Raw genomic sequence first — 12369 nt, forward strand, 5'->3', positions numbered from 1 at the left:
TTTTGAGAATATAATTTAAAATATTATACAAAAATCTGTTTTAACTTTTGTTTTTTAGAGATCTTAATGACAAATACATTATTATCATAAATTCAACAAAACAAAAAATATTATAAAACATTCACAATAAAACGCAGTACAAAACTTATATATTTTTAATAAAAAACAAAAAAAGAATATACTACACAGATACACTTTCACTCTAAATAACTAAATATCAACAATTTACATTTCGCTTCTTTTGTATTCATTAATCAGCAAAAATTTTAATGATAAAATACTTTAGATATTCTGATCAATATATCCCCGGAAAAACAAATTGAAAATCAGAAAGAAAGTAATACTTATATGTTACTTAAGTACATGAAAAAAGATAAATTATAAATATATGGACTTACAAAATAAAGCAATTTCGAATCGTTATGTCTTTTTTTTCATAAATAAACTTCCAAAACGCCAAATAGAAACAACTGACTACATATCAATAACTTAAAAAAGCAAACACATGGTGTAGTACCCATGTAGTAGAGTATTTTTTTCTGTTTACGTTAAAAATTTTCATATTTGAATACTGAGACCACAAAAAAAACCGAGTGGTGAAAAGAGAATATTTTCGAGTACTGTCTGACCTGATAAATCAGACAGTTTTTTTTTGATTATTTTAAGGTATCAAAAAAATGATAAATATCTGTTTCTCCGGGAATATTCAATTTTTTTCTGATCCTGTATTTTTTCTGCTGAATACTCCTGTGCTGAACCATAGTGTAGCTTGCTATTTCTTTAGAAGTAAAATGGAGTTTAAGCATCGCACAAAAAATCAGTTCAGAATTTTCAAGACCTGGATTAATCGTCAAAAGCTGGGCTATAAAGTCAGGATAGGTTTCTTTAAAACGATTCAAAAATTCAGGATCATTCTTTTTGCCGAGTTCTATGATTTCTTCCTGCTTGTTGTCATTCATACTTATTTTCAGATTTTCAGCTTCTACAGCAAGAATTTTTTTCCGTTTTTTCAAGCCAAGAATAATTCTCCAGGCATATAATCCCAGCAGGCAAAGACCCATAAATGAAAGGGAAACAATCCAGTATATTTTATTTTTATGATGATGGGCATCCTGCTGAGTTACTGTAATAAAAGACTCCATATCCTGATTGATGGTAGCCAGTAAGGATGTATTTGTTCTATAAAAAGCATCTGAATATGCTTTCAAATAAAAATAAGCCTTCTCTTTATCTCCGGTACGTTCATATAAAAATCTGAGATCATTATAAATATACTTGGCATAATACGCATAAATACGCTTCGTTTTCTCATTGATTTTCAAAGCTTTATTAAGAGCTATTTCTGCCTTATCATACTGTTTATAATTAAGGAAATATTCTCCCATAATAGTATTGGCATAGAGTGCTATTCCATCTTCTTTGCCACTGATATTAGCTTTGTTGTAAGCCATCGTTATGTACTTATATGCAGAATCTTTGTTTTTATACATATAGACATAATCGCTTATCGCACAATCTGCAAGTCCGGTATTATTTAATTTTTTTGCTTTATGGAAATAGTCGAGTGCTTTTTCATATTCTTTTTTTTGACTGAGATAAATACCCTGTCTCAGATAAATACTGAAAAGGATATCGTTTTTAAGTCCTGAATTGTTGCTTTTCTTTATATAATTCATTGCTTCATTATTATATTGAAAAGCTTTGTCAAGCCTTCGAAGATCCGCATTAAAGCGGCCGTAAACGTTATAAAACCTTGCTTTATGCAGATTGTCTTCCGAATTATCCAGAATCTCTTTTGCGTTATCAAAAAGAATCTGCGACTTCTGAAAATTTTCCAGTGATATATTGAGTTCTGCCAGATTAATATAACACAATGCCTTTCCATCTTCATAATTCATCTTATCGGCTTGTTTATAATATCTTTTATTAAGATTAATCAACGAGTCATACTCTCCGCCAAGTCTGAACTTTTCATTCTGTTTCAGTAAAGCAGTATCAAATTTTTTTTCATCCTCTTTCTGTGTTTGAGAATGGCACGAAACTAAAAGAAAAAGTACAACAGAAAGAAAAATACGTATCATATGTTTCTCTAATTAAGCTAAATTCCTATATACATCTATGGTTACACAATGATCTTCTTACTATAACAATTTTGTATCATTTAAAAATTCTCACTGGTTATTTCTGATAAGATCAACAATAAAATCTCTTCATAAAACAAGATCCTGCTGTTTTTATTGTGATCTGTTTAATTATTCTTCCAGGTTTTCAAAAAAGTCATAAATATCTGTTTCTCCGGGAATATTCAGCCTTTTTCTGATCCTGTATTTTTTCTGTTGCACAGATTTGTGTTGTACAAAAGTATAATCCGCAATCTCTTTGGATGAAAAGCGTAATTTCAGCATTGCACAGAAAGCCAGCTCTGAATTCTCAAGATCCGGATTGATCTCCAGAAGCGACTTAATAAATTCAGGATAGAATTCTTTGAATTTCAACAAAAAAGAAGAGTCATTCTTTTTAGCAAGCTCAATCACTTCATTCCGCTGCTTTGTCCGAACATGGTTCTTCAATGTATCGGTTTGCTCTTTTAAAGTATTTTTCTTTTTTTGTAACCTATTTATTATCTTCCGGACATATACTCCTGAAACCGTAAGTACAGTGATAGACAATGCAATAAATAACGGAAGATCATTTTTATGCCAGTCCGATTCCTGTTTCATTTCCGAAATAAAATCTTCGGTAGCTTTATTCATAACGGCAAATCGTTCTGCATCAAACCTTCCTTCCTCTTCCATATATTTCTTCAGATAAAAATAGGCCTTGCCTCCGTCATTTTTTTTCTTGTATAATTCCGCAAGTGCTTTGTAAACTTCTTTTATATGTGAAGAATAGGTTCGTCTTGTTTTAATATTGATTTCCAGCGCTTTTTTAAGTGCTATTTCAGCTTGTTGACTATTGTCAATTTCATTATAGTAATATCCCATTGTATAATATACCCAAAGAGATTCCACATCTGTTGTTTTCTGGTTGATCATTTTTTCATCTGCTCTGGCAATATATATTCCGGCAGAATCAGGTTTATGGGTAAATAAATAGTATTGGGCTACCATACAATTGGTATATGCCGAATTTTCCAGCACATTTGCTTTTGTAAAGCATTTTAAAGAAGTTCCGAACCATCCTTTCCATGCATAGTAAATTCCTTTGTTGACATACAGTCTTGGCAGAAGTTTTTGGGTGAGTTCCGTTTTTTTTGCCTGCTTTAAATAGTAAAACGCTTTTTTATTGCATTCTATAGCCTTATCATTTATTTCAAGATGAGAATAATACAGACTGTAATCATCATAGAAGACTGCTTTATGATAAGCATTTTCAGAATTGATCAGATCTTTTTCTGCTTTATTGAAAAAAACACGGGCTTTTTCATAATTTCCGGCAGAAACATTTACCCCTGCCATATTCAGATAGCAGAGTCCTTTTCCCTCTTTATATTTTATTTTTGCTGCTTTCTTCAGATATTCCTTATTAAGCTTAACAAAAGCCTCATATTCACCGGAAAGCTGAAGCTCAGAACTTTGAGTCAGCAGAGATAGATCAAAATTTTCCTGGTCCGTATGATGAGATTCATTATGGCATGAAAACATAACCAGAAGCAGAAGCATGCAGGTTGTAAAGGCTCTTATATTTTTTATAGCCTTTGAGTGTATCGTTTTATTTTTAATAATGATTAAATTAATTTTTCCCATCAGCCCCACTTTTCCCTATGTATCTACATATCTACCTATTCACTTATTCAAAAAATAAGTTGATAATTTTCTACCGTTATTTAAATATTATTCCCCAATTAGTGTTATAAATATACATAAATTATCATGTTCATTGTGAAATAAACAAATTATTTCGCAAAAATGTAACATTCAAATAAATAATGTAATATTTCCCCCTTTACACAAAGATTTATAAATCCGGCAGACTGCTTTTATAGGCTTTCTGATCAAAAAATATATGTTGTGTTTACAATAAGACTATCTGAATTGAAATTTGTTACAAATGGATTAAATCGATTTAAAATTTTAATGAATTATTTAAACTTCCGTGGAGGCAGACAATTTAATGATATTGATTTTTTTTTAAGTCGCATCCGGAAATGATAAATCTTAGTAATTTATACAGAAAGACAGGATTTCAGGAGATCTAAGCATCTGTAGTAAGTTTGAGACTACAGGGCATTTCAAGAATTATACATTTCCCATTCATTTATTCTGGACTACAGACGATACCATTTCAGGCCAGAAAAAACTGAAACTTATTGGCAGCACATCAGCAGTTAAGAAGAGATTACTTTCACCAAACTGATCCCTTCAGAATTAGGATTAAAAAAACTGAGCATTTCGGCTTTTTCAAAAAAATATAAAAGACAGTCTTTGGGAGAATGTGGTGGACAAATTAAACAGTTTTTCTTTAAGTACTCAATTATGAATATTTTTTAGAATTGACAATTTATATTTCAGATATTCTGATCTAATTAATCCGCTAAAAAATAAATTTAAAGCAAATAAAAACGGACAGACCATTAAAAAATGATTTGTCCGTTTATGTAATCGTAGAAATACAGTTTTCAAACACGTTTATAGCAGATCTGATGAAAATCGCTCAACTTACTTATAATCAAATATTTATCCGATGTACATAGGTAGGATTACACGTTTTAATCCAAAGATCCAGAGTTTTCTAAAAAAGTTTAGACATTTTTATTACTACTTGAATCTGAGATTCAGAGAAATAATATCTGAACTCATTCCTACAGATTTTGTATAATGCCCATACCTGATCTCCAACATATTCAGACGCTCTATTCCAAACAATCCATTTTTAGGATTAAACCGTATTCCTGCTCCGTAAAAATTACTTTTAAAAGTAGAAAGGTCATAATTGCTCGTATAATAATCATCAAAAGCTGTATGCTGTTCATAAGGCGCAAAATATTTTGTCCCTTTCTGTGAATAATACCTATAGAACGGACTTACTGAAATAAAAGGAGATATTTTTACCGGAGTCTCAATATTGAATGTATTTGACCTGATGCCCCAGCTGTCTGCATAATACCGGTAATAGGTTCTGAGGATAAAGCGGTCTCCCAGAAAATAATTGGCACGCACTCCCAGTGGAAGTTTAAATCTTTTATCCGGAAGTGTTTCCTGATGTACAGAGCCATCTGTGAAATAGACCCTGTGAAAAGGCAGACTTAAAAAACCGGTCTGCTGTACAGCATCCGTCAGAAATTCAACCTGAAAATTCTGGTTGATGATCTGAGAATAGGCTAAAGACAATGCAAAAGTATTTCTTCCGCTCGTTCCATAGTTTTCATGCTCTCTGCCTGTTGAATTTCCTGTACGAAGTTCTATAGGAGTTACCAGCTTTACCTGATCAAGATAGGTCTGAAACTTGGCGGTAAACTCCCCCATTCTGTTGGCTGTTTTCTGGGCAAAACCAATATTGGCCCCGTAAGACTGATAATCAAATTCTGTAGAAAATGAGAGTCCTCCGAAGATGGTACTTCCTTTACTTTCATTCTCCCGGCTCCACTGAAACGAAGGATATATTCTTGTATCCGCATGGGAAGCAGAAGAATTGGCTTTAAGATCAATCATATCGGAAGAAGCTGACGTATAATGATCTACTCCAACACTAAGATTGAATTTATTTTTTCTCTGCTTATTGTCATATTTTACCATAGTAACGTCAATTGTATTGGAAAAATCACTAAGCTTTTCCGATCCTATACCTCCTGTCACAGCAGAGTTGTTGCCGTCCTGATGGTAGTAGCTGGATACCAGATTGGCTTCATCAAAACTTAATTTTTTTGAAAGTGCTGTATTGGTATTTTCCTGAGCTTTAGAGGTTATGAATCCCAAAAGGACCCAAACACTCATTACAATTTTTTTCATGTGAGATTCTTCTAAATTTTATAAACTGTAACAACTCATTAATTACATCCACATCCACCTCCCACTTTTCCGGAATTAGCTCCTGAAGAACCTTCCCGGTAAGATTGTAAACTAAGTTCTGTTTTCTCTATAGTCCTGTTGCCCAATGCCATTTCAGCATCATTCAGCTTTCCTTTTTCATATTCTTTCAAAGCAGTACAGGAATTAATCAGGCTTATGATAGCAACAGCTACCAGACCTCTTTTTATTTTTTTTATATTGTTTTTCATTGTAAATTAATGTTTTGAGATGAATAGACAGTATTGTCATCATCTATAATGATACATTCCAGCTGGTGGATCTGATTCACCAGATCCAATGCTGCTTTAATTCCCATAATACCGACAGGAGTTGCCATGGCATCTGCTATTTCTGCATTAGGACAGAAAATAGTGACGCTTTTAATTCCTGAAACGGGCATTCCGGTTTTGGGATTGATGGTATGAGAATACTTTTTGCCGTCAATCATGACAAATTTTTCATAATTACCGGATGTTGCCACAGCCATATCTGTAATATTCATGTAAGAAAAAGGTTGTCCGGAATAATCCGGGTCTGCAATTCCTATCGTCCATGGCTTTCCGTTACTCTGCACTCCCCATGCGGTAAGATCACCGGAAGCATTGACAATTCCTGATTCCACACCTCTTTTTTGAAGCATTCTTTTCGCCATCTCAGCGGCATACCCTTTTCCAATGCCACCAAAACCTATCCTCATCCCCTGCTCCTTAAGAAAAACACTCTGATCCCTGGAGTTGAGAATAATATTCTCATAATTTACCAGTTTCAAATGCTCCTTAATAGTCTTCGGATCAGGAAGCTGCTTCATATTACGGTCAAAATTCCAGAAACCTTTATCTATTCCTCCGTATGAAATATCAAAATATCCGTCAGTAATGCGGCTGATGCGAACACTTCTTTCAATCAGATCAAAAACCTCCCTGTCAACCTTTACAGGTTCTAATCCTGCATTATTGTTGATCAGGCTGGTCTGGCTGTTCTCACTGAAAGTAGTCAGCAGGTTTTCAATTCTTTGAATTTCTGCTACCGCCGCATCTATATGCAAATAAGCATTTTTTTCACTTTCGTCTACTACAGTAATTTCAAAAGCATTTCCCATCAGCCTTTGAGGCTTTCTGAATTCTCTAAGCATCTTTTTCTTATTTTCTTTGCTGTTGTATATCCCTTATTTCTTTACTAAAAGCCAATGCGCTTTCAGCAGGCAGCCCTTCCCAGCTTTTCAGCACTTTCCCATCCTGATCCAGCAGAAGAGTATAAGGAAAAAGTCCTTTTGGGTTATATTGATCGGCAAGCCCTGCATTTTCCTTTTTCATATCGGCAGAAAGCTGATTTTTTTTATTTCTAGGAAAGTCGGCATTGACATAGACGATAATATTTTCCGTTTCCAGCTTTTTAAATTCATCGGTTTCGATGATATTCTTATGGAGCTTTATACAAGGTATACACCAGTCGGAACCGGAAAAATTAAGTAAAATAAGTTCTTTATTTTCCAAGGCCTGTTTTTTTGCATTATCTAAACGGTTCTGAGCCTTAATGCTAACGGCAGTTATAACCATGAATATGGCTAAAAATATTGTTTTCATTATTTAAAATGGATAACGATTGTTATAGTAAGTTGAATAATGTACACCTAACATGGCATACAGTACATAACGGCTGACAACAGATGAAAGCCGGTTTTGAAAAAATATCAGGAAAATAAATACCTTGGTGGTTCCCAGGCTGTCCTTAGAAACCCCTTATAACAGAAGTTGTTATTTTTTGATGGTATTTTCCTCGACTTTACTTGTTTAAATTGATCATTCTTAAGTTCAAAATGAAATATGTTCCCAATGATAAAGACCAATGCAAGTGGTGTTGTATGAATAATAAAGGGTAATTTCTGATCTTTACCATAATCACCATCTTTAACGGGATGATCATAGTGTGTTCTCAGAAATGCTGTAAGCGTCATATCCGGGTTCAATTCTTTATGCTCGATGTAATGCTCAATCAGTTCTGGGATTTTCAAAAGCTGATACAATTCGGTTGTAGAAACCAAATATAAAAATAACAACAATATGGAAATCAACTTTTTCACTAATCAAAATTATGAAATATTTTATTACAAATGATTTTTTTATTTTCTTCCCAAATGTCTCTTCACCAACTTATAAACCTCGAACCACAAGACCGAAATAACAGCAACAATCAATGTCATTCCTAATTCTTTTATACTAAGAGCTTTCACACTAAAGAATCCAGATACCGGCTTTACATAAAGAATAACAAACAATAATACAAGTACCAGCACAGAAATTCCTGCCAATAAAAAATTACGATTTTTAAAACTGTCAAAAATACTGTAATAGAAAGACCGGTTTACCAAACTCAGTAATATATTAGCAAATATCAAAGTACTGAACACCAAAGATCTTGTTTTAAACTCATCATTGCCGAGATCAGCAGAATATTGATATATCCAAAGTATTCCTGCGGTGATCACTAATCCCTGGATAATACTTACCATAAGCTCCCTCCAGCTCAGAAATGTATCTGTTAATGCCCTCGGAGGTCTTTGCATCGCATTTTTTTCCATAGGCTCATTCTCATATACAATAGAACATGTAGGTCCCATAACCAGCTCAAGAAAGATTACATGCACCGGAGTAAATATATGAGGAAATACCCAACCCAGAAATAATGGTAAGGAAACAGTAAGTATAATTGGGATGTGAATGGAAATGATATACTGAACGGCCTTCTTTATATTAGCATATATTCTGCGTCCGGCAGCTATACCGGCAACAAGTTTATCCAGATCATCATTGGTAATGACCAGAGCTGCGGCTGATTTGGCAATTTCAGTTCCTTTATTTCCCATTGCCACTCCGATATGAGCAGCTTTCAATGCAGGTCCGTCATTTACGCCATCCCCAAGCATCGCCACTACATGACCTTGTTTTTTTAATGCTTTAACAACTTCAAGCTTCGCTTCCGGAAACATTCTTGTAAACAGGGTTGCTTTTTCAGAAAGCTTTAATAAATCTTCTTCAGAACTTGTAGTAATTTCACTTCCGTTAATAGCCGGAGCATTGTTTTCAATTCCCGCCTGCAATGCAATAGCCTTTGTAGTATCTGCATTATCTCCTGTAATGACTTTTACCTGAATACCGGCATCGTAGATATGTTTAAATACTTCTTTTATTCCTTTTTTAGGAGGGTCATAAAATACGGTCAATCCTAAAAAGTCAAATTTAAAATCCTGCTGCTTATCAGGAAAATCATTTCCTTCAAATTGAGATCTGGCAACACCAAGAACCCTGTATCCCTGCTCTCCAAAGTCTTTAATTAACTTTCTTATTTTGTTTTTCTCTTCTTCTGAAAGACTGGAAACACTGATGATAGCTTCCGGAGCTCCTTTAGCTGCAATAATCCGGTTTTTCTGTTCGTTTTCAAAAAGATGAGTCATCATCGGTGGTTTGCCTTCCAGCGGATATTCATGAAACAGCTGATAATCTTTTCTCTGATCTGGCTTCCGGGTCTGTTCATAGATCTTATGGAGCGTTATTTCCATGGGATCAAAAGGTACAGGCTCACTGCTCCACATCGAATAATCAATAAGCTCATGTAATGCTGTTGTTCCAAACTCTGCTTCTTCATAAATCCTGTCGGAACGGTAATCATAAAGATGCTTCAACTGCATTGAGTTTTCTGTAATCGTACCGGTTTTATCTGTACAGATCACAGAAACGCTTCCCAGGGTTTCTACAATACTGCTTCTTTTAATGATGATTCCTTCCCTCATCAGCTTCCATGCCCCCAAAGCCATAAAAGTGGTAAAAGCTACAGGAATTTCTTCGGGAAGTACAGACATTGCCAATGTAAGTCCGCTGAGTAAACTGGTCACAAAATCTCCTGTTTTAACAAAACTGAAAATGCACACCGCAAGAAAGATAATGACCCCAACAACAGCCATCCCCTTTACAAAGTTTCTGATCTGAATCTGTAACGGAGATGCTTCTGTTTTTATACCCAGAATAGACTGTCCTATTCTTCCTACTTTAGTTTCCTTTCCAATATTTTCAACCTCAAAAACCGCAAGTCCGGAAACCGTAATTGTTCCGCCATAGACTTTATTATCTTCAGATTTGCTGTCCTTGAAAACAGAAAAGCTCTCTCCGGTAAGGGAAGATTCGTTGACAGAAAAATCGTTGCTGTGAACAATTCTTCCGTCTGCATTGATGAGTTTTCCTTCTTCGGTAATGCACAAATCTCCAACTGCTATTTCAAAAGTAGGAATCTCTATAATCTTTGAGTCCCTGATCACTTTACTCAAAGGTTCATTCAGTTTTTCAAGTTCTTCCAGCGCCTTTTTGCTTCGGTTATCCTGGTAAAAAGAAATGGCGGTAACTCCAACAATAGCAGCAAACATAAATAAGGCCTCACCATAATCTGCTGTAAGCACATAAATAAAGGAAACACAGATAAGAAGAATCAGCATCGGTTCTTTAAGGATGTTGACAAGAAGGTCCACCCATGATTCTTTCTTCACCGCGTCAAGGCGGTTATATCCGTATTTTTTTCTGGAAGTGGCTACTTCAGTTTCTGTAAGCCCTTTCAAATCTTCCGGTATATTGTAATTCATACGAAATGGATATAATATTAAATTTACTGATTGTTTTGTTATATCAGGGTACTATTCCTGTTTTTTTAACAGCCTGCTATTCAATCTGCTTTTTCACCTCTTTCACCCATTGTTCTATTTCGGACTTTTGGGTATCAGATAACTTTGCATTCTGATGAACAACGGTATAAGAGGTAAGAGGCATTTCACCTTCTCTTATGGTTTCTGCAACTTCATCAAGTTTCTTTAATTTTTTTTCTTTTGAATAGCTGTTAAATTCATCAAAATTGAGATGCCTTTTTCCTGAGTTCACATGATCAGCCAGCCACCATTTTACAGGCTGTATGTTATTGTACCACGGATAAGCTGTAGTGTTAGAATGACAGTCATAACAGCTTGTTTTTAATAATCCCAGTACATGATCCGGAACCTGGTAATGTTTTTCAATGGCATTATCCGAAGGAACTGTTGCAATATTTTTATCAGTATCAAAAAACTGAATCACAATCAGAAGCAGGACTATAAAACCTGCTCCTGTTTTTATTAAAGATGATGTTTTCATAATTTGTATTTATTTATAAGTTCTTTTATTTTACTATAATTTTTATTCATCTGCTGTGTTCTTAAGTTTCATAAGAAGTGTATATGCATTCCTGATGACAATCTTTTTATTCTTAAAATCATCAGCATTCATGATCTGTACAAATCGGTTTTCTGTTTCACCTACTATTACAGGTGTTAACCGGTAGGTCTGCTTTTTTTCTTCAACAAAAACAAAGTCTTTTCCTTCAAAATTGACAATACTCTCTTCAGGAACAGCATTGGAAAAAGAAGTACTGGTCTCGATCTCGGCATTCATATACATTCCCGGTACAAGGCTCTGGTCATATTTTTCAAAATGACAGTGTACCTCAGCCCATCCGCCCGGGTTTACATCTTTGCTGATCAGCAGTATTTCTCCATAATATTTTTTATCAGGTTCGGCATTGGTATAGGCAGCAAACCTCTGCCCCTTCTTCAGATTCGCCAGATCTTTTTCATATACTTTAAGATTTAGATGAATATCATCCGGATTAATGAGTTCAAAAAGAACATCGGAAGGATTCACATATTTACCGATATTCACGTTGACCTTGCTTACAAAGCCATTGATACTGCTGTAAACCGGTACACTTTTCTGAATATTTCCCGAATTCAGAGATCCAGGATTGATATTGATAAGACGGAGCTGCTGAGCCAGGGAGTTCATCAGGATCTTCTGGCTGTTCATTTCAGACTGAGCCTGCTGCATCACCTTATCACTGGTGGCCTGACTTTGGTTCAGGGTTTTCTGGCGGTTATAATCCAACTGGGCAAAATGATTTTTAGACTTTGCCATTAAATAATCCTGCTGCAGCTGGATAAACTGCGGATTTTCTATCACAGCAATCACCTGCCCTTTTGACACCGGTTTTCCCGGAAGCAGGCTGCTCGATTTCAGGTATCCGCCTAAAGGAATACTGACAGAAACCAGATTTTGTGGCGGTACATCTATCATTCCGTTAAGTTTTAAAACAGAGGAAATCTTCTGTAGAGAAAGTACTGTTGTTACTACAGGTGCATTTTTCAGTTGAGCATCGGTAAGCGTTACAACGTTTTCATCTTTCGGACTGGCAGCTGGCGGTTCCTGTTTTACATGATCTTTACACTCATAAAACATGAGCAATCCTATTATTGACAGGGAATATGATATAATTTTAAATGTACGTTTCATTG

The 12369-nt window shown here is 34.9% G+C and carries 10 protein-coding genes; all 10 read right to left on the reverse strand.

Annotation, left to right across the window (positions count from 1 at the left end; all coding sequences use genetic code 11):
* Window positions 1-656: 656 nt before the first annotated feature.
* Window positions 657-2081, reverse strand: coding sequence for a tetratricopeptide repeat protein (locus EK417_RS06140; protein WP_076594415.1), 1425 nt, complete (start codon window positions 2079-2081; stop codon window positions 657-659).
* A 171-nt stretch (window positions 2082-2252) separates the two neighbouring features.
* The gene (locus EK417_RS06145) at window positions 2253-3746 is read right to left on the reverse strand and encodes a tetratricopeptide repeat protein (RefSeq protein ID WP_136521628.1); all 1494 of its coding nucleotides are present in this window, start codon (window positions 3744-3746) and stop codon (window positions 2253-2255) included.
* Between the two features lie 1011 nt (window positions 3747-4757).
* A complete protein-coding gene (locus EK417_RS06150) occupies window positions 4758-5948 on the reverse strand; it encodes a DUF3570 domain-containing protein (RefSeq protein WP_136521629.1) in 1191 nt (396 codons plus the stop codon).
* Window positions 5949-5986: 38 nt separating this feature from the next.
* The gene (locus EK417_RS06155) at window positions 5987-6217 is read right to left on the reverse strand and encodes a DUF4266 domain-containing protein (RefSeq protein ID WP_136521630.1); all 231 of its coding nucleotides are present in this window, start codon (window positions 6215-6217) and stop codon (window positions 5987-5989) included.
* On the reverse strand, window positions 6214-7140 hold the full coding sequence (locus tag EK417_RS06160) for an FAD:protein FMN transferase (protein ID WP_136521631.1): 927 nt from the start codon (window positions 7138-7140) through the stop codon (window positions 6214-6216). The genes EK417_RS06155 and EK417_RS06160 overlap by 4 nt, the downstream gene beginning before the upstream one ends.
* 7 nt (window positions 7141-7147) lie before the next feature.
* Window positions 7148-7591 carry a thioredoxin family protein gene (locus tag EK417_RS06165; RefSeq protein WP_076594410.1) on the reverse strand — a complete coding sequence of 148 codons (444 nt, stop codon included), beginning with the start codon at window positions 7589-7591 and terminating at the stop codon, window positions 7148-7150.
* Between the two features lie 107 nt (window positions 7592-7698).
* Window positions 7699-8088: a hypothetical protein gene (locus EK417_RS06170; RefSeq protein ID WP_110368195.1), complete on the reverse strand. Its 390-nt coding sequence runs from the start codon at window positions 8086-8088 to the stop codon at window positions 7699-7701.
* A 39-nt stretch (window positions 8089-8127) separates the two neighbouring features.
* Entirely contained in the window at window positions 8128-10635 is a 2508-nt protein-coding gene (locus EK417_RS06175; RefSeq protein ID WP_136521632.1) for a cation-translocating P-type ATPase, read from the reverse strand.
* A gap of 76 nt (window positions 10636-10711) precedes the next feature.
* Window positions 10712-11176: a heme-binding domain-containing protein gene (locus EK417_RS06180; RefSeq protein ID WP_136521633.1), complete on the reverse strand. Its 465-nt coding sequence runs from the start codon at window positions 11174-11176 to the stop codon at window positions 10712-10714.
* 42 nt (window positions 11177-11218) lie between these two features.
* Window positions 11219-12367, reverse strand: a complete 1149-nt coding sequence (locus tag EK417_RS06185; protein ID WP_136521634.1) for an efflux RND transporter periplasmic adaptor subunit — start codon at window positions 12365-12367, stop codon at window positions 11219-11221.
* Window positions 12368-12369: the final 2 nt, after the last annotated feature.

This window comes from Chryseobacterium candidae (genome assembly GCF_004916905.1).
Taxonomy (GTDB): domain Bacteria; phylum Bacteroidota; class Bacteroidia; order Flavobacteriales; family Weeksellaceae; genus Chryseobacterium; species Chryseobacterium candidae.

Bases quoted from the DNA above. Each gene is read 5' to 3' on its own strand.
- EK417_RS06140 (WP_076594415.1), bottom strand. From the start codon at position 2,081: ATGATACGTATTTTTCTTTCTGTTGTACTTTTTCTTTTAGTTTCGTGC.
- EK417_RS06145 (WP_136521628.1), bottom strand. From the start codon at position 3,746: ATGGGAAAAATTAATTTAATCATTATTAAAAATAAAACGATACACTCA.
- EK417_RS06150 (WP_136521629.1), bottom strand. From the start codon at position 5,948: ATGAAAAAAATTGTAATGAGTGTTTGGGTCCTTTTGGGATTCATAACC.
- EK417_RS06155 (WP_136521630.1), bottom strand. From the start codon at position 6,217: ATGAAAAACAATATAAAAAAAATAAAAAGAGGTCTGGTAGCTGTTGCT.
- EK417_RS06160 (WP_136521631.1), bottom strand. From the start codon at position 7,140: ATGCTTAGAGAATTCAGAAAGCCTCAAAGGCTGATGGGAAATGCTTTT.
- EK417_RS06165 (WP_076594410.1), bottom strand. From the start codon at position 7,591: ATGAAAACAATATTTTTAGCCATATTCATGGTTATAACTGCCGTTAGC.
- EK417_RS06175 (WP_136521632.1), bottom strand. From the start codon at position 10,635: ATGAATTACAATATACCGGAAGATTTGAAAGGGCTTACAGAAACTGAA.
- EK417_RS06180 (WP_136521633.1), bottom strand. From the start codon at position 11,176: ATGAAAACATCATCTTTAATAAAAACAGGAGCAGGTTTTATAGTCCTG.
- EK417_RS06185 (WP_136521634.1), bottom strand. From the start codon at position 12,367: ATGAAACGTACATTTAAAATTATATCATATTCCCTGTCAATAATAGGA.